The 25,943-nt window shown below is 67.9% G+C and carries 25 protein-coding genes; 5 read left to right on the top strand and 20 right to left on the bottom strand.

What is annotated here, in order from left to right; all coding sequences use genetic code 11:
• Positions 1–39: 39 nt before the first annotated feature.
• The 6 genes from rpmA to QSJ34_RS14695 all read right to left on the bottom strand — a co-directional run bounded on the left by rpmA (position 40) and on the right by QSJ34_RS14695 (position 5,503).
• On the bottom strand, positions 40–300 hold the full coding sequence (rpmA, locus tag QSJ34_RS14720) for a 50S ribosomal protein L27 (protein WP_285576631.1): 261 nt from the start codon (positions 298–300) through the stop codon (positions 40–42).
• Positions 301–380: 80 nt separating this feature from the next.
• Positions 381–692 carry a 50S ribosomal protein L21 gene (gene rplU, locus QSJ34_RS14715; protein ID WP_285576629.1) on the bottom strand — a complete coding sequence of 104 codons (312 nt, stop codon included), beginning with the start codon at positions 690–692 and terminating at the stop codon, positions 381–383.
• Positions 693–817: 125 nt separating this feature from the next.
• On the bottom strand, positions 818–2,944 hold the full coding sequence (locus tag QSJ34_RS14710) for a TonB-dependent receptor (protein ID WP_285576627.1): 2,127 nt from the start codon (positions 2,942–2,944) through the stop codon (positions 818–820).
• Positions 2,944–3,654 carry a hypothetical protein gene (locus QSJ34_RS14705; RefSeq protein ID WP_285576624.1) on the bottom strand — a complete coding sequence of 237 codons (711 nt, stop codon included), beginning with the start codon at positions 3,652–3,654 and terminating at the stop codon, positions 2,944–2,946. Before QSJ34_RS14705 ends, QSJ34_RS14710 begins: the two co-directional genes overlap by 1 nt.
• 104 nt (positions 3,655–3,758) lie before the next feature.
• Positions 3,759–4,514: a LytR/AlgR family response regulator transcription factor gene (locus QSJ34_RS14700; protein WP_285576621.1), complete on the bottom strand. Its 756-nt coding sequence runs from the start codon at positions 4,512–4,514 to the stop codon at positions 3,759–3,761.
• Positions 4,514–5,503 carry a sensor histidine kinase gene (locus QSJ34_RS14695; protein WP_285576618.1) on the bottom strand — a complete coding sequence of 330 codons (990 nt, stop codon included), beginning with the start codon at positions 5,501–5,503 and terminating at the stop codon, positions 4,514–4,516. The genes QSJ34_RS14700 and QSJ34_RS14695 overlap by 1 nt, the downstream gene beginning before the upstream one ends.
• 91 nt (positions 5,504–5,594) lie before the next feature.
• Between QSJ34_RS14695 and QSJ34_RS14690 the strand changes: the two genes are divergently transcribed.
• Positions 5,595–7,067 carry a menaquinone biosynthesis decarboxylase gene (locus QSJ34_RS14690; protein WP_285576617.1) on the top strand — a complete coding sequence of 491 codons (1,473 nt, stop codon included), beginning with the start codon at positions 5,595–5,597 and terminating at the stop codon, positions 7,065–7,067.
• On the opposite strand, the gene QSJ34_RS14685 is transcribed toward QSJ34_RS14690, so the two are convergent.
• From QSJ34_RS14685 to QSJ34_RS14630, 12 genes are all read right to left on the bottom strand, one after another.
• The gene (locus tag QSJ34_RS14685; RefSeq protein ID WP_285576612.1) at positions 7,064–7,639 is read right to left on the bottom strand and encodes an outer membrane beta-barrel protein; all 576 of its coding nucleotides are present in this window, start codon (positions 7,637–7,639) and stop codon (positions 7,064–7,066) included. The two genes, QSJ34_RS14690 and QSJ34_RS14685, sit on opposite strands and share 4 nt — an antisense overlap.
• A gap of 206 nt (positions 7,640–7,845) precedes the next feature.
• Complete coding sequence (locus tag QSJ34_RS14680) at positions 7,846–8,376, bottom strand: outer membrane beta-barrel protein (protein WP_285576602.1); 531 nt, start codon at positions 8,374–8,376, stop codon at positions 7,846–7,848.
• A gap of 207 nt (positions 8,377–8,583) precedes the next feature.
• Positions 8,584–8,943, bottom strand: coding sequence for a 50S ribosomal protein L19 (rplS, locus tag QSJ34_RS14675; protein ID WP_285576583.1), 360 nt, complete (start codon positions 8,941–8,943; stop codon positions 8,584–8,586).
• A gap of 107 nt (positions 8,944–9,050) precedes the next feature.
• Positions 9,051–9,842: a tRNA (guanosine(37)-N1)-methyltransferase TrmD gene (gene trmD / locus QSJ34_RS14670; RefSeq protein WP_285576577.1), complete on the bottom strand. Its 792-nt coding sequence runs from the start codon at positions 9,840–9,842 to the stop codon at positions 9,051–9,053.
• Positions 9,842–10,444, bottom strand: coding sequence for an exopolysaccharide biosynthesis protein (locus QSJ34_RS14665; RefSeq protein WP_285576575.1), 603 nt, complete (start codon positions 10,442–10,444; stop codon positions 9,842–9,844). Before QSJ34_RS14665 ends, trmD begins: the two co-directional genes overlap by 1 nt.
• Before the next feature lie 118 nt (positions 10,445–10,562).
• Positions 10,563–11,744, bottom strand: a complete 1,182-nt coding sequence (rlmN, locus tag QSJ34_RS14660; protein ID WP_285576571.1) for a dual-specificity RNA methyltransferase RlmN — start codon at positions 11,742–11,744, stop codon at positions 10,563–10,565.
• Between the two features lie 3 nt (positions 11,745–11,747).
• Complete coding sequence (locus QSJ34_RS14655) at positions 11,748–12,008, bottom strand: hypothetical protein (protein ID WP_285576569.1); 261 nt, start codon at positions 12,006–12,008, stop codon at positions 11,748–11,750.
• 62 nt (positions 12,009–12,070) lie between these two features.
• Positions 12,071–13,483 carry a mechanosensitive ion channel family protein gene (locus tag QSJ34_RS14650; protein WP_285576568.1) on the bottom strand — a complete coding sequence of 471 codons (1,413 nt, stop codon included), beginning with the start codon at positions 13,481–13,483 and terminating at the stop codon, positions 12,071–12,073.
• A 41-nt stretch (positions 13,484–13,524) separates the two neighbouring features.
• A complete protein-coding gene (locus QSJ34_RS14645) occupies positions 13,525–14,073 on the bottom strand; it encodes a thiamine phosphate synthase (protein ID WP_285576566.1) in 549 nt (182 codons plus the stop codon).
• A 5-nt stretch (positions 14,074–14,078) separates the two neighbouring features.
• The gene (locus tag QSJ34_RS14640) at positions 14,079–15,068 is read right to left on the bottom strand and encodes an aldo/keto reductase (protein ID WP_285576564.1); all 990 of its coding nucleotides are present in this window, start codon (positions 15,066–15,068) and stop codon (positions 14,079–14,081) included.
• Positions 15,069–15,281: 213 nt separating this feature from the next.
• Positions 15,282–16,211: an outer membrane protein assembly factor BamD gene (locus QSJ34_RS14635; protein WP_285576562.1), complete on the bottom strand. Its 930-nt coding sequence runs from the start codon at positions 16,209–16,211 to the stop codon at positions 15,282–15,284.
• Positions 16,208–17,203: an alpha/beta hydrolase gene (locus QSJ34_RS14630; protein ID WP_285576560.1), complete on the bottom strand. Its 996-nt coding sequence runs from the start codon at positions 17,201–17,203 to the stop codon at positions 16,208–16,210. Before QSJ34_RS14630 ends, QSJ34_RS14635 begins: the two co-directional genes overlap by 4 nt.
• A gap of 83 nt (positions 17,204–17,286) precedes the next feature.
• On the opposite strand from QSJ34_RS14630, the gene prfB reads away from it, so the two are divergent.
• The gene (prfB, locus tag QSJ34_RS14625) at positions 17,287–18,393 is read left to right on the top strand and encodes a peptide chain release factor 2 (protein WP_285576905.1); all 1,107 of its coding nucleotides are present in this window, start codon (positions 17,287–17,289) and stop codon (positions 18,391–18,393) included.
• Here the strand turns inward: prfB and QSJ34_RS14620 are convergent, their stop codons facing one another.
• Positions 18,394–20,484: a fused MFS/spermidine synthase gene (locus tag QSJ34_RS14620; protein WP_285576558.1), complete on the bottom strand. Its 2,091-nt coding sequence runs from the start codon at positions 20,482–20,484 to the stop codon at positions 18,394–18,396.
• 224 nt (positions 20,485–20,708) lie between these two features.
• Positions 20,709–21,209, bottom strand: a complete 501-nt coding sequence (locus QSJ34_RS14615; RefSeq protein WP_285576556.1) for a DUF6677 family protein — start codon at positions 21,207–21,209, stop codon at positions 20,709–20,711.
• A gap of 252 nt (positions 21,210–21,461) precedes the next feature.
• Here QSJ34_RS14615 and QSJ34_RS14610 point away from each other — a divergent pair, with 252 nt between their 5' ends.
• The 3 genes from QSJ34_RS14610 (at position 21,462) to QSJ34_RS14600 (ending at position 25,933) form a co-directional block, all read left to right on the top strand.
• Positions 21,462–22,604, top strand: coding sequence for a hypothetical protein (locus QSJ34_RS14610; protein ID WP_285576555.1), 1,143 nt, complete (start codon positions 21,462–21,464; stop codon positions 22,602–22,604).
• A 144-nt stretch (positions 22,605–22,748) separates the two neighbouring features.
• On the top strand, positions 22,749–23,690 hold the full coding sequence (locus tag QSJ34_RS14605; RefSeq protein WP_285576553.1) for an ABC transporter substrate-binding protein: 942 nt from the start codon (positions 22,749–22,751) through the stop codon (positions 23,688–23,690).
• A complete protein-coding gene (locus QSJ34_RS14600) occupies positions 23,687–25,933 on the top strand; it encodes a hybrid sensor histidine kinase/response regulator (RefSeq protein WP_285576551.1) in 2,247 nt (748 codons plus the stop codon). Before QSJ34_RS14605 ends, QSJ34_RS14600 begins: the two co-directional genes overlap by 4 nt.
• Positions 25,934–25,943: the final 10 nt, after the last annotated feature.

Genomic DNA, 25,943 nt, shown 5'->3' with positions numbered 1-25,943 from the left:
CTCGGGGGTGTGCGCGCAGCGCGGAACCCCCGGACAACATCAACCCTCGATGGGATCGATGTGGATGAAGCGGCCGCTCTGGCCCTTGTCCTGGAAACGAACCTTGCCGTCTATGAGGGCGAACAGGGTGTGGTCCTTGCCCATGCCGACGTTGATGCCGGCCTTGAACTTGGTGCCGCGCTGGCGGACGAGGATGGAGCCGCCGGTGACCTGCTCACCGCCGAATTCCTTCACGCCGAGGCGCTGGGAATGGGAATCACGACCGTTGCGGCTGGAACCGACGCCTTTTTTATGAGCCATGGAAGAACCTCTTCAGCTTGGATGTCGAATGGATCGGAAGAAACGGATATCGCAACTAGGTTTTCGCCTGCGGCGAAAACCTAGGCCTTGATGGCCTTGATGCGGACTTCCGTGTAGCCCTGGCGGTGGCCCTGGGTGCGCTGGTAGGTGGTGGTGCGCTTCTTCTTGAAGATGATCACCTTCTTGGCGCGGTCATGGGTGATGACCTCGGCCTCGACCTTGGCGCCGGCCACGGTGGGCTTGCCCACCTTCAGATCGCCGTTGTTGTCGATGAGGAGGACTTCCTCAAAGGTCACGGCCTGCTTGGGATCCTTCTCGAGCAGCTCCACGCGGAGGACATCGCCCTCGGCCACGCGGTACTGCTTCCCGCCGGTCTTGATGATTGCGAACATGAAAACCTCTTTAGGTTGGGGCACATGGGCGGCATTCCATCGGACGCGCTTGGGAGCCCATGGCCAGGGCAAGGTCGATCAGTATGCGGGAAATTCCCTGTCCACTCAAGGGAAATTCCTGCCACTCACCAATTCAGGCTGGCCCCCACCACCAGGATGCGGCGGCTGAAGTAGCTCTCGCTGACCCGGTGCTCGCTGTAGTCCGGCGTGTAGGCATAGGACGCCGCGTTGTGGCGGGCCAGCAGGTTCATGACCTCGCCAAAGACCACGCAGTTGACGCCCCGGAGGCTGAACAGGTGGGTGAGGCGGAGGTCCAGGCGGTGGTAGAGGGGGAGGCGATCCGAGTAGCGGGCCCCTTCGATGGGGTCCCAGCCGCCCCCGGGATTGGGGGTGGCCCCTAGGATCGGGGTCACGGGGGATCCGCTGGCATAGCGGAAGGTCCCCGCCAGTTCCCAGCCCGGGGCCAGCGTGTGGCTCGAAACCGCCGTGAGGTTGTGGGGCACGCTGGTGGGGGCGGGGCCCAGGAGGGGCTGCTGGTCCTCCTTGCGTTCGGTGTCCAGGTAGCCGTAGCCGATCCAGCCCCGCCAGCCGGGGACGGCGGCCTTCAGCAGCAGGTCCACGCCCTGGGCGTAGCCCCGGCCGGTGGATACGTAGCGCAGCACCGGATCCTGCACCACGAGGTGATCGTAGTCCTTGCGGTAGGCCTCCAGCCTCAGGTTCCAGGCCACGGCTCCCTTCCAGGCGGCATCCAGCGAGGCCAGGGCATGGGTGGCCCGCTGGATGGCCAGGTCCGGGTTCCCCGCGTGGGGATCGATCTGGCTCGTCAATGGGGCCTGATGGAAGGTGCCGCCCGCCAGGCGGAAGGTGATGCCTTCACGGATCAGGTAGGACAAGGTGGCGCGGAAGTCGCGGGTGGTCTCTCCCTCCAGGCCGTAGCGATCCTGGCGTCCCCCCAGGGACAGGCCCCACTGGGGCGAGAGCCGCAGGCGGGCCGTGAGGTAGGCCCCGTCGCGGCGGGTGTCGAAACCGTAGGCGAAGGTACGCGAGGCCGAGGCCGGGTTCCAGTTGGCCAGGTCGAAGGGCACCTGGCCCTGGGGATCCACGTGGCTGCGGTCCACATCCAGACCGCCTTCCAGGGTCAAGAGTTCGCCAAAGGGCAGGGTCAGTTCAGCCCGAGCCGATCGGCTTCGCTCCTGCTGATCGATGCCCCAGTGATTGAAGGTCCAGGCGATGTGGGTCTGGCTGTCCGACGCCGACAGCGACAACCCGGCACGGTCGCCCAAGGTGCCCGTCCACTGCAGGGCGCCGAAGCGGGTCTCACTCTGGTTGCGGTAGCTGTCCCTCAGGTTGGCGATGGTGACGTCGGTGGCCAGGTGATCCTTGGAGAAGAGGCCTGTGGCCACGAGCCGCCCGCTGCCCAGGGGCTGCTGCCAGTTGAGCTGCGCGTCGTGGGAGAGGGGCGATTCCTCGAAGGAGGGTGCCAGGCCATACCACTTGTCCAGCAGCACGGGGTCCGAGCGGCGGATCGAGGCCCGCAGCAGGCCCGCGCCCAGGGGGCGCTCGGCCGCAAAGCCCTGGGTGGGCAGGGTGATCAGCAGGGTGTTCGAAACGGCCGGTGTGGTTTGATCGGTGGAGATGTCCATCACGGCGGACAGGGCATCGCCGTAGCGGGCGGAGAAGGCGCCGGGCACGAAGTCCACGCGGGTCACCAGGGCCGTGTCCACGGCGGAGAAGATGCCGCCCTGCGTGTTGGGATGGTGGAAGGGGCGCGTGAGGTGGCCGCCGTTCAGCCAGATGCCCACCTCTTCGGGTTTGCCTCCGCGGACGAACAGCTCGGCCCCCTCGCTGGCGTTGCTCACGCCCGGAAGACCCTTGGCGGCCTGCATCACATCGGCGGCGGCCCCAGGGGTGGTGTAGATCTCCATGCGCGAAAGCGTGGAGGTGGCGCCCTCCTCGCTGCTGTAGCCGCTGCCCTCCACCACTTCCACCAGGGCGCCCTGGGGCGTGGGCGTGAGGAGCACCAGCAGCGGCTCGCCGGGCTGCCCCATGCGGGTCTGGCCATCCATGCCCGCGGCGCTGATGCGGACTTCCACGGGGCCCGTGGTTTCGAGGGACATCGTGAACCGGCCCTTGGCATCGGTCTGAACCTTGTGCGCGCCCACCAGCACCTGGGCGCCCGCGATGGGCTTGCCGCCGGGGCCGAGGATGACGCCGCTGAGTTCGAGGGCGGCTTGAAACAGGGTGGCCAGCATCACTGGGCCTTCTCCTGAAGCTTGGGCAGCACCATGCGGGTGACGAAGCCGTTGCCGGGATCCAGGGCCAAGGCACGGTCTGCGGTCTTCCGGGCGGCCCCTAGCTGATCGGCCTCTACCTGGGCATAGGCCAGCCAGCCCAGGCTTTCGATGCGGCCCCAAGCCGGTGCCCAGGGATCCGTGGGTGCGGCTTCCTTCTCGGCCAGGGTGACGGCCGCTTCCATCAGGGGCAGGGCCACCTTCACACCGCCGCCCGCGAAGGCGGGCGTGTGCATCAGGTGGATGGCCCGCAGCAGCGCCACGCGGGGGCTGGCGGGCGCCTTGGCCTGGGCCTCGTTGAACATCCCCATGGCCTTGGGCGCGAGGGTGATGGCCGACATGGGCGAAGCGTTGATCTTGAGGCCCATCAGGGCGCCCAGGAGGGCTTGGGACTCGGGATCTCGGGAGGTCTCAAAGGTTTTGAGCGTGCGCTCGACGAGCTCCTTGCTTCCCTTCGGATCCTCCTTGCTCGTGCGGCTGGCCAGGACGTAGGCGAGATGCAGTTCCTGGTAGGCCTTCTTGTCTGCGGGGGCGGGATCCATGGCCAGCCTGGCCTGAATCGAACGCACCTGCTCGGTGGGAAGGCGCTGGAGACGGGCAAGCTGCGCGGGCAGGTCGGTGTCCTGCGCGAAGCAGAGCACGGCGGGAAGGGCGGCGAACAGGCATCGCATGGGTGGCTCCGAAAGGCGCGAGGGCGCTGGAGCCACTGTTGATCCTGCCGGGTCTTCCCGTGGAGGCGAGCGCACGAGCGGGGGAAAATCCCGGACGAATGGCGCTAGGCCGTTCCCAGTCGCGCGCGCAGGTCGGGCATGCGCTCGCGGCTCACGGGCACCCGTGCGCCATCGCGGAGACGGAGTTCGCCCGTGCCGCCGGGATCCGGTACCAGCTCCTGGATGGCGTCCATGGCCACCATGGCCGAGCGATGGGTGCGGAAGAAGCGGGGCGCCAGCAGGGTTTCCAACTCATCCAGGCTGCGGTCCAGCACGAATCGGCCCTCGGGCGTGTGCACGAAGAGCAGGCGGTTTTCCGTGCGCAGGTGGCTCACGGTGGCCCAGGCCAGCACGAGGATGCGGCCCTTCACCAGCACGGTGAAGCGCTCCGGCATTTCCTTGCGCCGCGTGGCTTCCAGGGCCTGCATGAGGAGTCCGAGATCTAACCCTGCTTCCTTGGGCCGTGTGCGATTTAGCGTTTCCGCCAAGCGTTCCCGCTCCAGCGGCTTCAGCAGGTAATCGCAGGCCGCCCAGCGGAAGGCCTCCAGGGCGTGCTGATCGAAGGCGGTGACGAAGGCGATGGGGGGCAGGGCAAGCCCCAGGTCGCGCGCCTTGCGAAGGAGCCCGAAGGCGCCCTCGGGTGGGAATTCGATATCGAGGAAGAGCAGGTCGGGCTGGGTGGTTTGCAGCAGTGTGAGGCCCGCCACGCCATCCCCCGCCTCGCCGATGCACTGGGCCGAAGGGTCCAGTTCCGCCACCAGGCGCTTCAAGCGCGACCGGGCCGGGGGTTCGTCCTCGATGAGGGCGTAGCGCAGGGCCATCAGAGCCTCACTTCCACGGCGCAGCCCGTCGCGACCTCGGGCCAATGGAGGGATCCTCCCGCGGCCAGAAGGCGCTCGCGCACCGTGCGCAGGCCCAGGCCTTCGGGCGCCTGCGAGGAGCGGCCCACGCCGTCGTCCTCGATGCGGATGCTCCCTTTCTTGGCCTCGACCTTCAGGTGGCAGGGCCCCACCTTGGGCCGGAAGCCGTGCTTGAGCGCGTTCTCCACCAGCGGCAGCAGGAGCAGGGGCTGCATGGAAACCTCGGCCATGGCGGGATCCAGCCGCAGCTCGAAATGCAGGCGATCGCCGAAGCGCAGTTCCTCCAGGCGGAGCAGGTGTTCCAGCAGCAGGAACTCCTCCCGCAGGCTCCACTCGGGATGTTCCAGGGCGCCCAGGATGCGGCGCAGAAGCTGGGCCAGGCGCTCGGTGGCCTCCTCGGCGCGCTGGGGATCTTCAGGGATGAGCGCGGCGATGGTGTTGAGTGCATTGAACAGCGTGTGCGGCTGCAACTGGGCCTGCAGGCCCAGGAAGCTGGCCCGGGCCTCTGCTTTGACGAGATTCCGTTCGATCTGCACCTGATGTTCGACGGTCTCCTTGGTGGCGATGACGCCCGAGGCCGCCAGTCCCGCCATGCCTGTGAGCATGAGGACGAGTCGCGAACTGACGAGGTTGATGCCCGTGCAGAGCCAAACCAATCCCACCGCGATGCCCAGGAGCACGAGGTACAGCAGGAGCAGCCAAAGGGAGGCGAAGAGCCCGACCCGCGCGGGCGGCCAATGGGCGGGCAGCCGCTCGAAGGGGGTTTGCAGCAGATCGAAGCCGCCCCACATCACCACGCTGAAGATGACGCCCACGAGCATGGACTGAAGGGGATGCCAGTTCTTGGTGCCGAAGGCCAGGGCCAGCGCCAGTCCGACGGCTGCCCCCAGGAGGATGGCCTGGAGGGCCCACCGAAGGGGTGAAGTGCGGATGAAGCTTTGGCGCGCCATGTCCCCAGGATCGACCCGCGCTCCGTTGAGGGTCCAGGAATTTGAACCAACGGTGGCTTTCGCCGTACCAACGGGGATGGGATCATGGCGCATGAGCCATGACTTCCAGTCCTTCCTCAAACAGCTCGAAGCCTCGGGCGAGATGGCGCGGATCAAGACCGAGGTGGATCCCAACCTCGAAATGGGAGCCATCGCGGATCGCGTGTCGAAGCAACCCGGCGGCGGCAAGGCTCTGTATTTCGAACGGCCCACGGGCAAGGCCATGCCCGTGGCCATGAACGTCTTCGGCAGCCTCAAGCGCATGGAGATGGCCCTGGGCGTGGACAAGGAACCGCGCGGCCTGGATGCCATCGCGGACCGCATCGACAAGCTGGTGCAGGAGGCCATGCCCAAGCCCGGCACGGGCTTTTTCGAAAAGCTGGCCAAGCTGCCGGTGCTGGCGGAAGTGAGCAACTGGATGCCCAAGACCGTGCGTAAAGGCATCTGCCAGGAGATCGTGCTGAAGGGCGACCAGGTGAAGCTCACGGACCTGCCCGTGCTCACCACATGGCCCGAGGACGGTGGCCCCTTCATCACGCTCGGCATGAGCCACACGCGCAACAAGCAGACGGGGCACCGCAACGTGGGCCTCTACCGGCTGCAGGTCTACGACGACCGCACCCTGGGCTTCCACACGCAGCTGCACCACGACGGCGCACGGAACCGTCACGGCTACGATCGCAACGAACGCATGCCCGTGGCCGTGAGCTTCGGCGGCGATCCGGCGCTGACCTACGCCGCCACGGCGCCCCTGCCGCCCTTCCTCAGCGAGGTGATGTTCGCGGGCTTCCTCCGTGGCGAAGGCATGGACATGGTCTCCTGCGTGACGAACGATCTCGAGGTGCCCGCCAACAGCGAACTCGTCATCGAAGGCTACGTGAACCCCGGGGAATTGCGCCGCGAGGGGCCCTTCGGCGATCACACGGGCTACTATTCCCTGGCCGACGACTACCCCGTGCTGCACGTGGAAGCCGTCACCATGCGCAAGAATCCAGTGTTTCCAGCGACAATCGTGGGTCGTCCGCCCCAGGAGGACGCCTACCTGGGACTCGCCACCGAGCGGATCTTCCTGCCCCTTCTGCGCATGGTGCTGCCCGAGATCCGCGACATGCACCTGCCCGCCGCCGGCGCCTTCCACAATCTCGTGATCCTGAGCATGAAGAAGGAATACCCCGGCCATGCCCAGAAGGTGATGAACGCCATCTGGGGCACGGGCCAGATCATGTTCACCAAGGGCATCGTCGTGGTGGACGAAGACATCGATCCCCACGATCTGAACGAGGTGCTCTTCCGCCTCACGAGCAATGTGGATCCACGGCGCGACATGCTCTTCACCGAAGGCCCGCTCGACGTGCTGGACCATGCCGCCGACCGCTTCGCCTTCGGCAGCAAGGTGGGCATCGACGCCACCCGCAAGAACCGCCCCTGGGACGGCTATCCGCGCGAGTGGCCGCGCGACCTCACGTTCCCGGATGAGATCCAGGCGCGGATCGCGCGGCGCTGGAAGGAATATGGGCTGAGCTAGAAACGCCAGCCCAGGCTCATCTGCACGGTGTTGGCATCGAAGGTCTTCTGGATGCCGCTGAAGACGTAGCGGCCTTCGAGACTCAGGTGCCGGGCCACCTGCAGGCCGACACCGGCGGTGACGGCGAGCTTGGTGGTCTGCAGATCGGACGAGGCCGTCGGCGTCTTCTGATCGAGGGTCCAGCGCACGCCGCCCAGGCCGCCCACGAGGTAGACGCCCGTGGGGCCGTCACTTAGGCGCCACAGGTGATCGAAGCTCAGCACCAGGTTCTTCGCGTAGGTCGTGGTGCCGAGGGGCCCCACGGGATGGCTTTCGGGGAAGACGTTCCATTCGAAGCGCGTGCGGCTGGCGTGGAAGTCGCCGTGGTCATGGGTCCACTGCAGGCCCAGGCCGAGGCCCGTGCGATGGTCCAGATCGTCCTGCAGGTCGCGCAGGGGAAGGTTCGCCTGGATGCTGGCGCCGAAGGCTTCGCAACGGCGCGGTTTGGGGGCCTTCTCGGGGGCGTCCTCGGCGGCGAGGCCAAGGCCGACGAGGGCCAGCGGAAGCAGGTACAGACCGCGGGGGAGGGGCATGGCAGCTCCTTGAGATAAGGCTCGGCACATCGAGCGTTGGCTCATCTAGGCAGGGGCCGTGCCGATATGAATATCCCCATGTACCGCGCCACATGAGCCGAGGGCTCTGCCATTTCTGTGGCGAACTGCCTCACCTGGCGCGGCATTCCACACCAGTCCCGGGGCGGCCACTCCGCACAGATCTCGGCGTGGGCGTCTGAATGCGTCTAGAACCGGATGGTGACGCCGACCTGCACGGCATCGCCCTTGAACGCGCTGGAGACGGGGGAGTGCAGCCATCGGAGCTCAGTGCCGACGGTGGCGTTCCACTGGTAGCCGAGGCCGGCGGCCAGGCCGACCTTGGTGGTGGTGCTGGTGACCTTCGACGTGGGGTCCTTGTGCTCGAAGGACCACCGGACCGCCGAAAGGCCGGCCGTCACGTAGAGGCCCTCGGGCTTCTCGGCGATGAAGTAGAGGTAGTCCCCGCCCAGGCTGAGGTTGTGGGCGGTCTGCTTGATGGTGGTGAAAGAGGCTTCGGGGTAGATGCTGTAGTCCAGGCGGGGGCGCAGCATGTGGCCGTCGCCCAGATCGAAGGTGCCGTGGACGCCGAAGCCCGGGCCCGGGTTGTTGTCGACGTAGGTCTTGAGGTCGCCGAGGGGGAGGTTCACGAGGCCCTGCACGCCGTAGCGGGGGGCCTCCGCCTGAAGCGAGAGGGCGGCGGTCAGGAAGGCCAGGGCGCTGAGGGTCGGGGTCTTCATGGTTCCTCCTGGGGATGGTCGCCCTGGATTGACCGGTCGGGGCATCCGAGTTCATTTTTCCACAGAAGGCGTAGCGCCGATCTTTTTTAGTCACCCAAAAAACAAATTAGAAATAAAGATCTAGCAAGGGTTAGTTCTCGCGACATGCATTTTATGGGACAATAAAAAAGGCGCCCTTGCGGGCGCCTTGGATCGAAGCAGCAGGGTCTACTCGCCGTTCTCGGTGCGGCGCTCCTTGAGGCGGCCGGCCTTGCCGAGCTTCTCGCGCAGGAAGTAGAGCTTGGCGCGGCGGACCTTGCCGTGGCGCACGACTTCCAGCTTGTCGATGGTGGGGCTGTTGAGGGGGAAGATACGCTCCACACCCACACCGCTCGCGACCTTGCGGACGGTGAAGGAGGTGCGCATGCCGCCGCCCTTGATGCCGATGATGATGCCCTGGAAGAGCTGGATGCGCTCCTTTTCGCCTTCCTTCACCTTGACGTGCACCTTGACGGTGTCGCCGGGCTGGATGCGGGGCAGATCGGACCGAAGCAGGCTGGCTTCGAGTTGGTCGATGATGTGGCTCATGTGGGCTCCTGGGCCAGCGGTCCCACACCGAGATCGGCGGACATGGCTCGAAAGTCCCCAGACGGGGAGTCCACCAGTCTATCGGAATGCCCCGAAAAGGGAAGAGCTCATTGGGATTTCCACCCCTTCCAGCCCCGGGGCTTGGGCCGTTCCCAGTCCTGGGGGTGCTCCACCTGCCAGGCGCACCATTGGGCCGGGCGGTCCAGGCCAGCCAGCCGGTCCCGCAGGAAGGCGGCCCAGAGGTCGGGCCTCAGGCGCTTCGTGCGGGCCATGGCTTCGCGCAGGCGCCACAGCCGGATGGCCCCGTGGTCGCCGCCCTGGAGGACGGGGGGCACCTCCAGCCCCTCGAACACCGCCGGGCGGGTGAAGTGGGGGTGATCGAGCAGACCCGTGGCGAAGCTGTCCTGCTCGGCGGAGGCCTCGTTGCCCAGCACGCCGGGCAGCCAGCGGCAGACGGCATCGATGAGGAAGAGGGCGGGCAGTTCGCCCCCGCTGAGGACGGCCTCACCGATGCTGAACTCCTCGTCGATGCAGTGGTCCACCGCCCGCTGATCCAGCCCCTCGTAGCGCGTGCAGACGAGAATCAGCTGGTCCAGGCGGGCCAGTTCCAGCACCTTGGCGTGGGTGAGGGGCGGCGCGGCCGGCGTGAAATGTATGACGCGACCGAGTCCTTCGCGGGGCAGGGAGGCCAGGGTGTCCCGCAGCACCTCGGGTCGCAGCACCATGCCCGGCCCGCCGCCGAAGGGGGAATCATCCACGTGGCCGAAGGCGTTGCCCGAGAAGGGCCGGTAGCTGTGGGTGTGGAGGGTGTGGCCCAAGTCGCGGAAGGCGCGACCCGTGATGCCCAGGCGGGCGGCCTCGAAGAATTCCGGAAAGAGGGTGAGGGCATCGAAGCGCATCAGTGCACCAGGGCGTGGAAGGCCTTCGTGAAGGCGCGCAGGATGAGGCCGAAGCTGGAGGCGAAGTACAGGGTGTTGCCGAAGGTGCCCGCGGCACCGATCCAGGCCCAGGCGGGCCGCTCTTCGAGCAGGGCCGCGCCCAGCAGGCAGAGGATCGCCGCGGGTAGCTGGTTGCCGAAGGGAAGGGGCACGGGGAGGGCGAGGAGGAAGCCCGTCCAGGCGATGAGCGCGCCCATCCACCGGTGGTTCAGGGGGCGCTGCTCGGCACCCCGCCAGCGGAAGCGGTTGAGCTGGAATTCGAACTTGGCGAGGGCGTCCTTGATGCGGCCCTTGTGGATGGGCTGGGTCTGGACGCGCCGGGGCACCCAGGGGTGCGACTCGCCCCAGGCCAGCTGGGCCCCGAGGGCCATGAGCCCGATGCCGCCCACGGGGGCCAGGCCGATGTTGAGCCCAGGGATGAGGTTCGGCAGCGAAAGGAGCAGGGTGAGCAGGCCATAGGTCTGTTCGCCGGCCGCGTCCAGCAGTTCGCCCAGCGTGATCTCGCCCTCCATGTCGAGGAGGGCGTGGAGGGTTTCGAAAAAGGGTTTCGGCGCGGGGGACACCCTACCAGCATGACCGAAGTCGGACGTGGTGGCCGGGCTCGGCCCGGAGGCCACGTGGGGGTGCACGAGGGGGGACGCAGGGGGCGCAATGCGTCCGGGCGGTCCCCCTTCGTTCACATCAGATCCGTTTCGGATGGCGGGACTGGCCCTCGCGCACGAGCTGACCGCAGGCGCCCGCCACATCCTGGCCCCGGCTGCGCCGCACGCTGACGGGCAGATCCGCCTCCGACAGCAGGCGACAGAGGGCGCTGATGCGCGATTCCTCCGGGGCTTCGAAGCCCGATCCCTCGTGGGGATTGAACGGGATCAGATTCACCTTGGCGGGGAAGCGCCGCGCGAAGGCGGCGAGGCGCCGACCATCTTCGAGGCTGTCGGTGACGCCCTTCAGCAGGACGTATTCGAGGGTGATGCGCTCGCCGGATTGCAGCGGGAAGCGGCTCAGCGCGCTGGCCAGAGCCTCCAGGTTCCAGACGCGGTTCACGGGCATGATGCGCGAGCGGTGCTCGTCGGTGGTGCCGTTCAGGCTGAGGGCCAGTCGGGGCCTCCGGGCGTAGGTGCCCAGCCGCTCGATGGCGCTCACGAGACCCGACGTGGAGACCGTGATGCGGCGCGGGGGAATGGCGAGCCCTTCGGGATCCGTGAGCGTCGCGAAGGCGGCCATGAGGTGATCGAAGTTGTGCAGGGGCTCGCCCATGCCCATGAACACCAGGTTGACGGGGCGGTCCAGCGGATGCGCGTGATGGTTCAACATGGCCACCACCTGGCCCACGATCTCCGCGGCGCTGAGGTTGCGGATGATGCCCATCTGACCGGTGGCGCAGAAGGTGCAGCCCATGGCACAGCCCACCTGGCTGGACAGGCAGAGCGTCACGCGATCGAGATCTTCGAAGCCAGACTCAGGCTGCGCCTGAGTCTGGCGCGGGGGCTCCGGGGGTGTAGGTCGCAGACCGGACCCCCGGGCTGCGTAGGGCATGTGCACGCCCTCGACCTGCTTTCCGTCCTTCAACTCGAAGACGTGCTTCGTCGAGCCGTCCGCCGACGATTGACTTTGGATGATGGCGGGCCAAGCCAGATCCACCTCGGCTTCCAGGCGCGCGCGCAGGGCTTTCGCAAGGTTCGAGAACTGTTCCCAGCGGGTCCAGCGCTGGCGGAGCAGGCCCGAGAATAGCTGCTTGCCGCGCCAGGCGGGTTCGCCCATGCCCGCGAGAAGCGCGGCCAGTTCCTCGCGACCCAGGCCCGCGGCGTTGGGGCGCGCGGTGCTACCGGCCTCGGGCGCCGGGAGATCCCACAGGGCCGCCATGCCTCAGTCCATCTTGATCTTGAAGGATTTCATCAGGCGCAGGTCATCCTCGGAGAAGGGCAGCGACGCATCGCCCTCCTCGCTTTCGGGGAATTCCCGGGGCCCGAGGCTCATGGGCGAGGCCTCGAGGATCAGCATCAGACCATAACCCTTGGCCTGGATCTGGAAGGCCAGATCGCGGCAATGGTCGTCCTCGGCCAGCGCCTTGAGCAGGGAATCGCCCAGTTCGCTCACCAGCTGATGCAGATTCTCTGGCAAGTCCATGGCTCCTCCCCGTCCAGGATAGCGCGGGCTTCCAGCGCAGACCGCGGAAGCTTCGCTTGGATTCAACCGAGACCGAACCAGGCGCGCACCTGGCGCGCCCACAGGGTGCGGCGGCCCTCCTTGGGCGCGCTCACCTCGGCGGTTTCGCGCTCCCGGCGATCCATGAGATCCACGAGGCGCTCCAGCAGTTCGGGCTCCCGCTTGAGGGAAGCCTCGAAGGCCTCCTTGGGCAGTTCGAGGATCTCGGCTTCCGTGAGGGCCACCACCGTCGCATTGCGGGGCGCGCCCGTCAGCAGGCTGGCCTCGCCGAACCACTGGCCCGGCCCCAGATCCGCCAGGGGCTTCCAGAAGAGGCCCGTGTAGGGCGCCTGCCGCTCCTCGGCGCGCACCACCTGCAGCGTGCCGCGGTGGACGGCGAAGAGCGAATTCCCCGGATCGCCCTCGCGGATGACGCCTTCGCCGGGGGCCAGCAGGTGCCGCTTCAGATGGGGGCGCAGATCCTCGATCCAGTGCTCGGGCAGGCCCAGTTCGCGGACGATCTCGGCCATGAGCGAGGCGCTCGGAAGGCTTTCGGAATGGACGACGAGGGGAGTGGGGCCGTGGGGCCCCATCAGGCGGAACCCCTCCCGGGGCAGGACGCTGGCGGCGAGGCGCGTGGCCTGGAAGGTGGCCTGGCGCCCGTGGCGGAAGCCCAGGGCCCAGAATCGCATTTCGAGCACCGCGCCCCCCATGTCGGAGCTGTGCACCACCACCTCGGGAGGGTGATGGGCCAGGTGCGGGAGCCCCGCGAGGGCCCGGGTGAGGGCGCCCAGACCCACGTGCAGGTCGGGCCGGGGTTCGACGATGATTTTGGACGTGCGCCGGTGCAGGCCCGAGGGCACGTAGAGGTTGGTGACGACGGCCTGCGCGATGACGCGGTTGGGCAGGATGTCCATGTCGCCGTTCTCGGTGCGCAGCTGCACGGTGCGCCAGGTCATGGCTTCCACCTGGCCGATGAGCGTTTCGCGGCCCGGCCCGCCGCGCAGATTGCCGGTGATCTCCAGCCAGTCGCCCTCCTCGAAGGCCGGATCAAGGTGCAGAGAGATGCCTGCGAAGAGGTTGCCCAGCACCTCCTGGAGGCTGAGGCCCACCACGGCCGCCGCGATGGCGCCGGTGCCCAGCAGTTGGCCCAGGCTCACCTGCAGGACCTCGCGCAGGATGCCGCCCACGGCCACGAGATACAGTCCGACAACGAGGAGATCCCGCGCGAAGCCCGGCGTGGCCGTCTGGCGCTGGCTCAGCAGCGGGTCGAGCAGCAGGAACGAGATCACCCGGATGGCGCCGTAGGCCAGGGCGGACCAGAGGATCACGTCGGCCGCGCGATGCACGGCGGGGTGGGGCGTGATCCGGGGCAGCACGAAGGCCGCCGCGAGCACCAGGAGGCCCAAAAGGATCCAGGCCACGGTGCGGCGCGGCGCGCTGACCTTCTCTCTCAAGTCACGAAACATGGGATGAGGATACGCGCAATGGGTGCCGATCACTCCGCCGCGCGGAAGTCGGCCACGCTGCGGCGCGGGTCGCCTTCCCAGAAGGGCCGGATGGCGGCGAGGCCCGCCAGGCGGGGGTGGCGCAGCGCTTGTGCCCTAGTGGGATCGACGCCACCGAGGGCCAGGAGGCGCGGCCCTGCCTCGGGGAGTCCATCGAGGAAGCGGTGCAAGCGCTCGACGCCCCAGGGCTCGCCCTTGCCCGGACTGGCGAACACGGGGGAGATCAGCAACTGGTCCGCCATCTGTCGGGCCAGCCACTGGTCCTCGGAATGCAGCGGGCGGGAAAGGGGCACCAGGCCGGGTTCCAGATCGGGATGGGCCTCGGGGGCGTGGAGTCCGCAGCCGGCAGCGAAGGCCACGTCGAGGCGTCCCGCCACCCAGAGTGTCACGGATGGCGCCGTGTCCTGGCACCACCGGGCGGCCTCCAGAAGCCGTCGTGCGGAAAGTTCCTTTTCGCGGATGAGGAAGGCGTCGATGCCGCTGGTCAGGACGACGCGCCAGGCGGGCGCCTCGAATCCACGGCCCGGCGTGATGGCCATGAGCATCATCCGAACAGGCTTTCCAGGGCGATGGGATCCAGCTTCGGGTGGGCCATGACGGCGGTGTTCTCGGCCACGTGCGCCGCGCGGCCCATGCCGCAGAGGGCGGTGGTCACGCCCGGGCAGGAGCGCGTGAACTGGAGCGCCGCCTGGGCTGGGGTCTGCAGTCCGAGGGCTTCGGCGAAACCGTCGGGCAGCTGGCGCAGGATGCGCGCCTGCATGATGGAAGCCGAGGTCTGCACGGAGAGGCCCGAGGCCTGCGCGGCCGCCAGGATCGTCATCGTCTCGCCGCCGAGCTCCTGGGTGGGCGCGAGGAACGCTTCGGGCATGGCGAGGTTGAGGGGCAGCTGGATCCAGCGGAAGTGATGGTCCTTCCCGCCTGCTCGTGCGGCGGCCTCGAGCAGGCGGGCGAGGCTCAGGTGTCCGTCGGATCCCGGTGGCACGCGGAAGCCGTTCCAGGTGGCCACGCCGTAGGCGCGGATCTTCCCTGCGGCGACGAATCCCTCGCAGGCTTCGAAGGCCTGTTCGATCCGGGCGTAGAAGGCCTCGGGCCCCAGGTGCGCCAGCTGCTGCTCGGGGTTGTGCAGGTGGAAGAGGTCGAGGGTATCGACGCCCAGGGCCTGGCGGCTGATGTCCAGCTGGTGGGCCAGGTACCGGGGCGTCATGGCGTGGCAGCCGTCCACCAGATCGTCCACGGACAGGATGCCCGGGCCCTCGAGCACGCGGTGGAACCAGGCCCGGGGCCCCTCGTCGGGATTGGGTTCGGGCATGGGGATGTAGCCCGCCTTGGTGGAGACGAAGAAATCCTCGCGGCGGAAGGCCTTGAAAGCCGCGCCCAGGGCCCGTTCCGAACGGCCATCACGGTAGTTCGCGGCCGTGTCGAAGACGTTTCCGCCCGTGGCGAAAAAGGCGGATGCCGCCTCCACATAGGCCGCATCCGCCGCATCTGAGGAGGCCCCCAGGTAGGTGCCGAGGCCGAGGCTGCTGAGTTCCATGGCGCCTCCGGAGAAAAGGAAAAGGCCGGGGCGAGTTTACCTCGACCCGGCCGCGGGGGCCCGGGGGTGTCCGCGCAGCGGGGAACCCCCGGGAGAATCGAAAAGGCCGGGGCGAGTTTACCTCGACCCGGCCGCGGGGGCCCGGGGGTGTCCGCGCAGCGGGTCACTAGATCCCCGCCACGCATGCGTGGCGGGGGGAACCCCCGGACAGCATTAACTGTCGAGGTCTTCCTTCACGCCGCTGGTGCCCATGGTGATGAGGCGGTCGGCGGCCTTGCGGGCCCACTCGGAGCCCGGATAGCTTTCCACCAGCTTCTGGTAGTAGCTCTTGGCTTCGGCCCGGTAACCATCATTGCGGGACTTGATGAAGACGAGAAGTTCCTTGCCGTATTCCTGCGTTTGCTCCTTCGTGAGGTCCTTCAGGTCCTCCTTCTGGAGTTTGGCGGCGTATTCCTTGCCGAATACCACCAGCTCATCCGGCATGACGAGCCGCTGACGCATGGCCTCGCCCAGGTAGTAATAGGCCCGCTCGCGATCCACGTAGTCGGGGTAGGTCTCCAGCAGGCTCTTCAGGCGCCGCTCGGCGCCCGGGTAGTAGTAGGTGTTGACATAGAAGATGCTCACCACCAGCTCGTGCTCGGCGATGCGGCGCCAGCACTGCAGGATCTTGGCCCGGGTCTCCCCGGCGTAGGGGCTGCCCGGGGATTCCGTGAGCAGCTCCTGGAAGCCGGCGAGGGCCTTGCGGGTTTCGGCCTGGTCGCGCTCGGCGCTTTCGATGGAGGAGAAGTGGCAGAGCGCGCGGTGGTACATCGCGTAGTCCCGCAGTTCATGGCGGGGGAAATAATTCAGGAAGCTGCTGTATTCCACCTCTGCTTCGGGATAGCTGGGGCTGCCCTGGAAGAAGAAGCTGTCGCCCAGCATGAGCTTGGCCTTGGGGAACTCTGCGGATCCAGGCAGGTACTGCTCCAGGTGCCGCAGGGTCGTGCGGGCATCCGTGAACTTGCCCTGCTTCATCTGCTTGTCGGCCGTGGCCAGCAGCTGGGCGGCCGAGACACTGGTGTCGACGGTCTTCGGTTTGCGGCAGCCCAGGCCCAGACCCGCCAGGGCGGCGGTCAGGGTGAGGGCGGTGAGGATGCGCTTCATGCGGACTCCGGAGACAGCACTACAGACATGGCGGGACGATGTGAAGAGTTCCGCGGGGAAGGGTTCCAGGCCCCGCGCAGCTTCTCGAGCCAGGGCTCCACCAGGGCCTGAGCCTGGGCGCGGAGCCGGTCGTGGAAGATCTCGTGGTAGAAGCCGGGCAGCCGGTGGCGTTCCAGGAGCCCCGGCCGCACCGCGGACCACAGGGCCTCCGAGGCGTCCGGATCGACGATGGTGTCGGTCTCGGATTCCAGCAGGAGCATGGGGCGGTCCAGCTCGTGGCCCAAAGGCAGCACCTCGGCCCGGCCCTCGTCTAGGGCGGCCCCGAAGGCGGCGGTGGCCCAGCGGTGGCAGAGGGGGTCGGCCTCATAGCGCTGGACGATCACGGGGTCGGAGCAGACCTGGCTCTTGTCGCCATGCAGGTGCAGGGGCCGATGGGGCATGAACCAGCGGAGAAAGCGGGACAGGATCACCAGCAGCTTGGAGTTCGAGCGCACCGCCACGGCGGGGGCCGACAGGATGAGGCCGTCCAGGGTGTCGGCGTGCCAGAGCAGGGTGAGGAGGGCGACCAGGCCACCGAAGCTGTGGCCCAGCACCACCTGGGGGCAGACGGCCAGGGGGGGCATGGGCACGCCATCCACCACCCGGGCCTTGGCGCCCGTGCGCTCGGCGTCGTAGCGGCGCTCCTGGCGCAGGAAGAGGGCGAGGTCATCCACGAAGGCCCGGATGCCCACCGCATCCCCGCGGATCCCGCCGGAACGGCCGAACCCGCGGTGGTCCATGCTGGAGACGGACCAGCCGAGGCTGTGCAGCCAGTGGGCCGTGTGCCGGTAGCGCTCGCCGTGCTCGCCATAGCCGTGGGAGATGACCACCCGGCCCTTGGGTTCCGGGTGCTCCCAGCGGGCCCAGGCGAGGGGGACGCCCCCATGGCCGGTCAGGACCCCACGGATGGTGGGCTCCAGGTCGGCGGGGATCACGGGGATGAAACCGGGCATCCATCCAGAATACCGTGGGCCTGGAGATCTCCGATTGCCTTAAACTCAAAGGTTCCCTGGAAGCCAGGGTGGAGATGCTGACGATGGATTTCGAGAGTCTGGTGCGCGCCAAGAACGAGCTGGAGCCTCGCGTCCAGCAGTTGGTCGCCCACCTCGACCCCGAGCGGAAGGCTCTGGAACTGGAACAGATCGAGGAGCGGACCACGGCCCCGGGCTTCTGGGACGACCCCGAGGCGGCCAAGCCCCTCCTGCAGAAGCGGGGCACCATCAGCAACGACATCGCCCTGGCCAAGCGCCTGACCGGTGGGCTGGAGGATCTGGAGACCGGGCTGGAGCTGGCCCGGGAGGATGCGGACATGCTCCTGGAGGCCGAAGCCGTCGAGGGCGACCTTCGCAAGGCCATCGAGGATGCCGAACTGCGCATGATGCTCAGCGGCGAACTGGACAACAACCACGCCATCGTCGCCATCGCGCCCGGCGCCGGCGGCACCGAAAGCCAGGACTGGGCGGCCATGCTGCTGCGCATGTACCTGCGCTTCTGCGAATCCAAGGGCTGGGCGACCGAGATGATCGACTACCAGGACGGGGAGGAGGCCGGCATCAAGGGCGCCACCTTCATCGTCGATGCGCCCTTCTCCTACGGCTACCTGCGGGCCGAGGCCGGGGTCCACCGCCTCGTGCGCATCAGCCCCTTCGATTCCGCCAAGCGGCGCCACACCAGCTTCGCCGCCGTCTACGTGAGCCCCGAGCTGGACGACACCATCAACGTCGACATCCCCGAGAAGGATCTGAAGATCGACGTCTTCCGCGCCAGCGGCGCCGGTGGCCAGCACGTGAACCGCACCGAATCCGCCGTGCGCTTCACCCACCTGCCCACGGGCATCGTGGTGAGCTGCCAGAACGAACGCAGCCAGATCAAGAACCGCGCGACGGCCCTGAAGGTGCTGCAGGGCCGGCTCTACGAGCTGGAGCAACGCAAGTTCCAGGAGAAGGTGGCCGCCGCCAGCGGCGACAAGGCCGACGTGGCCTGGGGCAGCCAGATCCGCAGCTACGTGCTGCAGCCCTACCAGATGGTGAAGGACCACCGCACCGGCGAAGAGACGAGCCAGACCCAGAAGGTGCTGGACGGCGACATCGACGCCTTCATCCGCACCCAGCTGCTGGCCAAGAGCCTCAAGACCGACGGCTAGTCACTTCAGGGCGCGGAACAGGTTGCTGAAGTCGTCCCGCCAGACCAGCGAGGCGGCGGGGAGGGGTTTCACATCCTCGTTGTCCTGGAAGGCAGGGCGATCGAAGAAGGATCCGTCCCGCGTGACCAGCACCCAGGTGGAGCCGTAGGTGCCCTCGTCCTGGTCCGATTCCGTGTCCACCACGCGGGCCTGCCATCCGAAGGCGTCCACGGCGGCCCGCACCACGGGCTGCAGCGCGAGGTAGCGGTTGGAGACGTGGACCGCCAGGATCCCCCCCGGATTCAGGTGCCGGAAATAGAGCGCGAAGGCCTCGCGGGTCAGCAGGTGCACGGGGATCGCATCGCTGGAGAAGGCGTCGATGGCCAGCAGGTCGTAGCCTTGCGGCGCTTCGGCCTCCAGGCTGAGGCGGGCGTCCCCGAGCACGATGTCTGCGGCGGCCCGGCCGTGTCCGAGGTAGGTGAAGTGCTTACGGGCGAAGGGTTCGACCATGGCGTTGATTTCGTAGAAGCGCAGCCGGTCACCGGCGCGCCCATAGGCCGCGAGGCTGCCGGCGCCCAGGCCCACCACGCCGAGCTTCCGGGGACCTTCGCCCAGGCTGGCGATGGCGAGACCCACGCCGGAATCCGGGCCATAGTAGGTCGAGGGGCGATCCGCCTTGGCGGGATCCAGGAACTGCCCGCCATGCGTGATGGTGCCGTGGGCCAGGGTGCGCCAGGTCCGTTCGGGGTTGTCGAAGACCGCCAGGGTGCCGTAGAAGTTGCGGCCCCGGGCGACGGTGATGCGGTCCGCGTCCCGATCCAGCCGGAGCGCATGGACTCCCAGACCGGCGGTGAGCAGGCCTAAGGCGCCAGCCGATACGACCTTCCAACGGGAGCGGGGGCCCGGATCCCAGGCCAGGGCCAGCCCCGCCAGGGCGGCCGCGGCGGCGAGTCCCAGGGGCAGTTCCAGGTAGGTCGTGAAGAGGTGCGGCGCGGCCCAGGCCACGAAGATGCCGCCCAGGGCGCCGCCCAGGCTGAGACGCAGGTAGAAGCCCGTGAGGAAGCGCGGATGGGGGCGCCGCCGGGCCAGTTCGCCGTGGGCCACCATGCAGGCGACGAACAAGCCGAGGCTGAACAGCGCGACCTGGCCCCTCACCGAACCCAGCCAGCCCGCGGCCGCGCTCAGGGCCTCGAAGCGATAGTCGGCGTAGCGGAAATCCGGGCTCAGCGACATCGACATGAGCGTCAGGAGCAGGGGCAGCATCCCCAGGAAGAGGCCGCGCCGGTACCAGCGCGTCCCGTCGAAACAGAGGATGAAGCTGAGCAGGTAGAGGCCCAGGGGCAGCACCCAGAGGAAGGGGATCGGCGCCACGTTGGTGCTCAGGTGCGTGGTGACGGCCATGAGCAGGATCGAGGGCAGGGCGGCGAAGGCGACCCAGAGCCATGTTTGTACCGGCGGCGAAGAGGGCGCGGCCTCGGCGTGGGGGAGGGAAAGGGCTGGACCTTCCGATGCGTGGCGCCGAGCCAGGCTGAACACCAGCGCCGCGAACGCGACGAATCCCACGGACCAGCCCCAGGACTGCGTCTTAAGCGGAAGGAAGGGCTCCACGCAGATGGGGTAGCTGAGGAGCGCCAGCATGGAGGCCAGGTTCGACAGGGCGAAGAGGCGGTAGGGGACTTGGCCCCGCCGCGCCACCCAGGCTTGCACCAGGGGGCCCGTGGTGGAGAGCACCAGGTAGGGCAGGCCGACGGTAAGCATCAGGAGGCCCAGGAGGCGGCCCAGCGGCTCGGCGCCGCCCGTGGGCCTGAACCAGGGGTGCAGGCGCAGGGGCAGGCTCAGGCAGGCCACCAGCAGAAGCGCGCCATGCAGGCGCACCTGGTGGCGATGGGTCAGGTGGCGCATCACCATGTGGGCGTACAGGTAGCCCGCCAGCAGGAGGGTCTGGAAGAAGAGCAGGCAGGTGGTCCAGACCCCGGCGCTGCCGCCGAACCAGGGCAGCACCAGCTTCCCGACCATGGGCTGCACCTGGAAGAGCAGGAACGCGCTCAGGAAGATCGTGGCCGCAGGCAGGCGCAGGGACGCTTCAGCCGAGGCCTGGCGAGGCGGTTCCATGGTCACTCCGAGGGGGTGCCTCCACTGTGGCACGGACCCTCTCGTGCAGCCAGCGACGCGCCTACTCGCCCTTGGCGATCTGGATCTGCTCGTCCGGGGGCCCCGCTCCGCGAACGGGGCGTTCAGCCCCGTGAGTGGGAGGACGTGCCCGCGGCACGTCCGATCGCGGGCTGCCAGGGCCGCGTGCGCAGCCGAAGGCGCGCCCAGCGGCCAGAAGGACGCGCCTACTCGCCCTTGGCGATCTGGATCTGCTCGTCCTTCGCCAGGCGGAACACCCAGCGGCCCGTGATGCGGTCCCAGAGGTCGAAGCAGCAGAGCCAGTTCAGGAGGCCGGCCACCATCACGTAGGTGGCGCCGTATTCCTGCGTGAGCGTGCGCACGGGCTCGGTGCCCGCGCCGCCGAAGGCCCAGGCGAAGGCGCCGTACACGGGACCGATGCCCGCCGTGCCGAAGGCGCCGAGGGTGGGCAGCCAGGAACCCTGCACGGGCACGAAGACACCACCCTTCACGCCGGCCACGGCGCCGTACTGCATCTGCAGGGCGCCGAGCACGCAGAACAGCACCCATACACCGAAGAAGACCTTGGCGCGGCCCTTTTCGCCGATGAGCCAGTAGCCGGCACCCGGCACCAGCCACTGCAGGAGCAGGGGCTTCCAGGCGGCCTTGAGGGCCTTCTGCCTGCGGAGGGGCATGGGGAGCTTCAGGGTCGGGTTCGCATCGGTCATGCCCCCAGACTACCTCAGGCCGGATTGGCCCGGTCATCCGGCCCCTGGTGCGAAAAAAGTTTAAAAAAAGTGAGGGTGTTTGGCTCCCCCGAGAGCCTCGTTTAAGAATGGCGTCATGGCTCTTAAATCAAGCACCCGTCCGGTCTGATTGGTAAATAGTAGTCCCATCGGTGTAGGTGGTTGAGCTTGCGGAGCGGCGCAAGAAGCACCACTCTCTGCGTTTGGCGTTACCCCCACCCCAAGGAGGTGTCTATGAAGCTGCTTAGGCCCATTGCTCTCGGGGCCGCCCTCGCGGCGGTGCCCCTCATGCTCGCCCTGCCCATGGGCTGCGACCGGAAATCCCAGACTGAATCCACCGAATCCAAGGATCTGGTCGGCAAGGTGGCCGAGGCCGAGAAGGCGGAAAGCCAGGCCCAGGGCGCGGCCAAGGCCCAGGCCGATGCCATGGCCAAGGCCGGGCTGCAACCCAATGCCGCGGGCGTCCAGTTGACGCCGGCCCAGCGCACCCTGCTCGAAGCGCGGGTGAAGGACGAGAAGGACAACAGCACCGCGGCCCTGCTCCAGGAAATCCTGGATCGCGACAAGCAGATCGGCGAGCTCACGGCGAAGGTGGCCCGGCTGCAGTCCGAACTGCCCAAGCCCCAGATCGCCACGGAGAAGGACAACCACTTCGCCATGGCCGTGCGCTACCTGAAGGGCCGCGGCCTGTCGGAAGAGAAGGCCAAGACCCTCGCGGCCAAGGCCAACATCATTGAGGATCTCCAGCCTGGCTGGCATGTCTACCACCAGTACGTGGGTGGCACCTATCTCACGGCCGTCACCCAGGGCAAGGCCATGATCGGTCCCACGGAGTATCTCCATAACCAGCGCGCGGCGCTGGAGCACGATCGCGATGACAGCCTGGCCAAGGCCAAGGAGCTGAACGACCAGGTGGTGGGCCTCGTGGCCGAAAAGACCAAGGTGCAGGAGGAGGTGGATGCCCTGCGCACGGAGAAGACCACCCTGATGTCCCAGGTGGGTGAACTCACCAACCTGAGCCAGGCTCAGAAAGCGCGGCTGAATTCGCTGCACTACCTGGTCGGCCAGCGGAAACAGCTGGAGGAGGAAGGCGTGATCGTCGTGCCCATCTTCGCCAAGGACCGCATGGGCCCCAAGGCCGTGGCTGCCCGCTTCGTGAAGGACCTGCCCCTGGACGGGCCGAACCCCGAGCTGCAGATCCAGGCTTCGGACATGGGTCTGACCAAGATCAGCAAGGTGAACGTGGTGCCAGGATCCCTGGTAAAGAACCAGCACTACACCGTGACTCTGGCCGAGGACCGGAAGTACGCCACCATCCGCATCCTGGATCCTGAACGGCTGCGGAATGACCGCGTGGTCTTCGCCGTCACGGATTGAACGTATTGGACGGGCCTTGCCCGGAACCATGACAGGCAGGGCCCTCCCGAATGGTGGGAGGCCCTGCCTGTCTTGAGTGGAATTACGCTTCTGCCCATCGATGGCCGAAGGGAGTGGGGTATTCGGAATTCGGATTCCATCCCCATGATCCGCCCCCTGCGCCTGCTCTGTCTGACCTGGCTGCTGGTCCTGTCGACTGGTTGCGGGCGACCTCCCGAACCGCCCCTCCAGGTGGCCACCTGCGTCTGGCCCGGCTACGAACCCCTCTTCCTGGCGCGGCAACTGGGGGCGCTGGACGCCAAGACCTGCCGGCTGCTGCAGATGCCCACCACCAGCGACTGCATCCGAGCTTTCCAGTCCGGCCGGGTGTCCGCGGCGGCGATGACGCTGGATGAGGCCTTCACGGTGCTCCAGGACGGGGTGGATCTCCAGGTCGTGCTCGTGATGGATGTGTCCCACGGGGCCGACGTCCTTTTGGGGGGACCCAAGGTCCACACCCTGGCCGATCTGAAGGGGCGGCGCGTGGGCCTGGAGACGTCAGCGGTGGGCGCCTACCTTCTCAGTCGCGCCCTGGACAAGGCCGGCCTCGGGCCTGAGGACATCCACGTGGTGCCCCTGAGCGAGGGGGCCCATGTGGCGGCCTACCGGAACGGGACGGTCGATGCGCTCGTGACCCTGGAACCGGTACGGACGCGGCTCCTGGGGGAGGGGGCGAGGATCCTGTTCGACAGCAGCCAGATTCCGAATGAGATTTTCGACGTGCTGGTGGTTCGCGGCAGCGTGGCCCGGCAGCGTCCGGAGGCCGTGGCCCAGCTGAGGGAGGCCTGGTTCAGGGCCCTGGCCTACCTTCGCGCCCAACCCCGGGAGGCCGCCCGGCGGATGGCGCCGCGCGAAGGGCAGGAACCCGAGGCCTTCCTTCGGACGCTAGATGGACTGGCCTTTCCGGATGCGCGCGCCGAGGCGCGGATGCGGGGCGGAGAGCTGCTGCCTCCCGCTCGCCGCCTGGCGGACCTCATGCTCAAGAAGGGGCTGCTGCGGCGTCCGGTGGATCCGGCACGCCTCTTTCCGGGACCGGGCCGCCCATGAGCGCCTCCTTCCGCCTCCGCCTGATCGTCCCCCTGCTCCTGGGGGGGATGGCCGTGGCCAGTTCCCTCCTGTTCATGTCCCTCTACCTCCGGCAGGAAATGGCCCTCGTTCGGACCCAGACTGCCGAGAGCCTGGAGGTACAGACCTTCGTCCTGCGGAATTCCCTGTCAGACCTCGCCGCTCGCGGTGATTGGGAACTGGCGGAGCGGCGCTTCATGGAGGCCGCATTGGATCCTCGCGTCGAGGCCATGGTGCTGGTCGATCCGGAAGACAAGGTGCGGTTTTCCACCGAGCGCCAGTGGATCGGAAGCCCGGCCGAAGCCCTGGAGGGATTTCGCGATGCGAAGGTGTCTCCAGCCCCTACCGATCCGGGCCGCCTTCATCCCGTGGCCGACACGCGGCTGATCGGCGCCTTCCCCATCGATCTCGGGGTGGGCTCGGGATCCCTGCGGGCCCAGCACCGGGGCCGGCTCTTCGTGGCCTACGATCTATCGCTCACCTTCGCCCAGGCGCGCCATCAGATGCGGATCCAGGCCGCCTGGATCGTGGGTCTCTGGCTGCTCGCGGCGGTCCTCCTGTTCCTGCTGCTGGATGCGCTGATCACCCGCAAGGTGGACCGCCTGCTCCACACCATGGGCCTGATCGAAGGCGGGGACCTGAAGGCCCGTTCGGGGCTTGAAGGAGGGGACGAGCTTTCCCGCCTGGGGGGAGCCTTCGACCAGCTGCTCGACCAGATCGCCGCGAACCAGACCGAGCTGCGGGAAAGCCGGGAATTCCTCGATGCCATCCTGGAGAACCTGCCGATCATCCTCTTCGTCAAGGATGCCCGGGACCTCCGCTACGTGCGGCTCAACAAGGCCGGCGAGGAACTGCTCGGTCGGCCCCGCGAAGAGATGATCGGCAAGAGTGACTCTGATTTCTTCCCGCCGGACCAGGCGGCCTTTTTCGGGGCCAAGGATCGGGCGGTCCTGGCGGAGAAGCGGCTCCTGGACATCCCGCTGGAGCGCATCCAGACCAGGTCGCGTGGCGAGCGTCTGCTCCACACCCGCAAGATCCCCCTCCTGGACGCCCAGGGCACGCCCCGCTATCTGCTGGGCATCGCGGAAGACATCACCGACCGCCGGCGGGCCGAATCCGAGCGGGCCAGGCTCCAGGCCCAGCTGCAACAGACCCAGAAGATGGAAAGCCTGGGCAGCCTCGCGGGGGGCGTCGCCCACGACATGAACAATGTGCTGGGCGCCATCCTCGGACTGGCCTCCGCCCACGGGGAGCACCAGCCCCCGGGGAGCCCCACCCGGCGCGCCTTCGAGACGATCATCAAGGCCGCGGAGCGCGGCGGGAAGATGGTGAAGAGTCTGCTGAGCTTCGCGCGCCAGAACCCCGCCGAAGAGCAGGAACTCGACATGAACACCATCCTGCGGGAGGAGACCAGCCTGCTGGAGCGCACCACCCTCGCCAAGGTTCGCCTGGAGATGACCCTGGATCCGGCTCTCCGTCCCATCCGGGGCGATGCCAGCGCGCTCTCCCACGCCCTGATGAACCTCTGTGTGAATGCCGTGGACGCCATGCCGGACCGGGGCACCCTCACCCTGCGCACCCGGAACCTCGACTCCGGCTGGATCGAAATCGAAGTGGGGGACACGGGCTGCGGCATGCCCGAGGACGTTCTGAAGAAGGCGCTGGATCCCTTCTTCACCACCAAGCCCGCGGGCAAAGGCACGGGCCTGGGCCTCTCCATGGTCTACAGCACGGTGAACGCTCACCATGGCCAGATGGAGATCCAAAGCGAGCCCGGGCTGGGGACGCGCGTGAGCCTGCGTTTCCCCGCCGCGGAACCCTCGCGGAACGAAACCGGTGCCCTGCCGGAGGGGGGGACGGGGCCCTCCCAGGCCCTGTCCGTCCTGCTCGTGGATGATGACGATCTGGTGCGGGCCTCCACCCAGGCCCTTCTGGAATCCCTCGGCCACGCGGCCCTGGCGGCACCCAGCGGCGAAGCGGCCCTGGCCGAACTGGAGAGTGGCGCGCGTCCCGACCTGGTGATCCTCGACATGAACATGCCGGGCCTGAGCGGGGCCGGAACGCTGCCGCGGCTTCGCGCCCTGAGGCCCGAGGTGCCCATCCTGCTCGCCACGGGCCAGGTGGATCAGGCCGCCCTGGCCCTCATCGAGGCCTACCCGCGCGTCACGCTGCTGGCCAAGCCCTTCGACCGGAATGACCTCCTGCGCCACCTGCACGACCTTTGATCCTCCCAGG

Source organism: Geothrix limicola, assembly GCF_030268085.1.
Classification (GTDB): Bacteria; Acidobacteriota; Holophagae; order Holophagales; family Holophagaceae; genus Geothrix; species Geothrix limicola.
Note: the sequence above shows the minus strand (reverse complement) of the source record. Positions and strands in the feature narration are given on the sequence as shown.

What these genes read in the sequence shown, in the direction of transcription:
- QSJ34_RS14690 (WP_285576617.1), top strand. Translation starts at nt 5,595, where the DNA reads ATGAGCCATGACTTCCAGTCCTTCCTCAAACAGCTCGAAGCCTCGGGC.
- rpmA (WP_285576631.1), bottom strand. Translation starts at nt 300, where the DNA reads ATGGCTCATAAAAAAGGCGTCGGTTCCAGCCGCAACGGTCGTGATTCC.
- QSJ34_RS14700 (WP_285576621.1), bottom strand. Translation starts at nt 4,514, where the DNA reads ATGGCCCTGCGCTACGCCCTCATCGAGGACGAACCCCCGGCCCGGTCG.
- QSJ34_RS14640 (WP_285576564.1), bottom strand. Translation starts at nt 15,068, where the DNA reads ATGGAACTCAGCAGCCTCGGCCTCGGCACCTACCTGGGGGCCTCCTCA.
- QSJ34_RS14680 (WP_285576602.1), bottom strand. Translation starts at nt 8,376, where the DNA reads ATGAAGACCCCGACCCTCAGCGCCCTGGCCTTCCTGACCGCCGCCCTC.
- QSJ34_RS14710 (WP_285576627.1), bottom strand. Translation starts at nt 2,944, where the DNA reads ATGCTGGCCACCCTGTTTCAAGCCGCCCTCGAACTCAGCGGCGTCATC.
- rplS (WP_285576583.1), bottom strand. Translation starts at nt 8,943, where the DNA reads ATGAGCCACATCATCGACCAACTCGAAGCCAGCCTGCTTCGGTCCGAT.
- QSJ34_RS14645 (WP_285576566.1), bottom strand. Translation starts at nt 14,073, where the DNA reads ATGGCCATCACGCCGGGCCGTGGATTCGAGGCGCCCGCCTGGCGCGTC.
- QSJ34_RS14620 (WP_285576558.1), bottom strand. Translation starts at nt 20,484, where the DNA reads ATGGAACCGCCTCGCCAGGCCTCGGCTGAAGCGTCCCTGCGCCTGCCT.
- QSJ34_RS14685 (WP_285576612.1), bottom strand. Translation starts at nt 7,639, where the DNA reads ATGCCCCTCCCCCGCGGTCTGTACCTGCTTCCGCTGGCCCTCGTCGGC.
- QSJ34_RS14705 (WP_285576624.1), bottom strand. Translation starts at nt 3,654, where the DNA reads ATGCGATGCCTGTTCGCCGCCCTTCCCGCCGTGCTCTGCTTCGCGCAG.
- QSJ34_RS14605 (WP_285576553.1), top strand. Translation starts at nt 22,749, where the DNA reads ATGATCCGCCCCCTGCGCCTGCTCTGTCTGACCTGGCTGCTGGTCCTG.
- QSJ34_RS14635 (WP_285576562.1), bottom strand. Translation starts at nt 16,211, where the DNA reads ATGAAGCGCATCCTCACCGCCCTCACCCTGACCGCCGCCCTGGCGGGT.
- QSJ34_RS14695 (WP_285576618.1), bottom strand. Translation starts at nt 5,503, where the DNA reads ATGGCGCGCCAAAGCTTCATCCGCACTTCACCCCTTCGGTGGGCCCTC.
- rplU (WP_285576629.1), bottom strand. Translation starts at nt 692, where the DNA reads ATGTTCGCAATCATCAAGACCGGCGGGAAGCAGTACCGCGTGGCCGAG.
- QSJ34_RS14615 (WP_285576556.1), bottom strand. Translation starts at nt 21,209, where the DNA reads ATGACCGATGCGAACCCGACCCTGAAGCTCCCCATGCCCCTCCGCAGG.
- trmD (WP_285576577.1), bottom strand. Translation starts at nt 9,842, where the DNA reads ATGCGCTTCGATGCCCTCACCCTCTTTCCGGAATTCTTCGAGGCCGCC.
- QSJ34_RS14600 (WP_285576551.1), top strand. Translation starts at nt 23,687, where the DNA reads ATGAGCGCCTCCTTCCGCCTCCGCCTGATCGTCCCCCTGCTCCTGGGG.
- rlmN (WP_285576571.1), bottom strand. Translation starts at nt 11,744, where the DNA reads ATGGCGGCCCTGTGGGATCTCCCGGCGCCCGAGGCCGGTAGCACCGCG.
- QSJ34_RS14630 (WP_285576560.1), bottom strand. Translation starts at nt 17,203, where the DNA reads ATGCCCGGTTTCATCCCCGTGATCCCCGCCGACCTGGAGCCCACCATC.
- QSJ34_RS14655 (WP_285576569.1), bottom strand. Translation starts at nt 12,008, where the DNA reads ATGGACTTGCCAGAGAATCTGCATCAGCTGGTGAGCGAACTGGGCGAT.
- prfB (WP_285576905.1), top strand. Translation starts at nt 17,287, where the DNA reads ATGGATTTCGAGAGTCTGGTGCGCGCCAAGAACGAGCTGGAGCCTCGC.
- QSJ34_RS14610 (WP_285576555.1), top strand. Translation starts at nt 21,462, where the DNA reads ATGAAGCTGCTTAGGCCCATTGCTCTCGGGGCCGCCCTCGCGGCGGTG.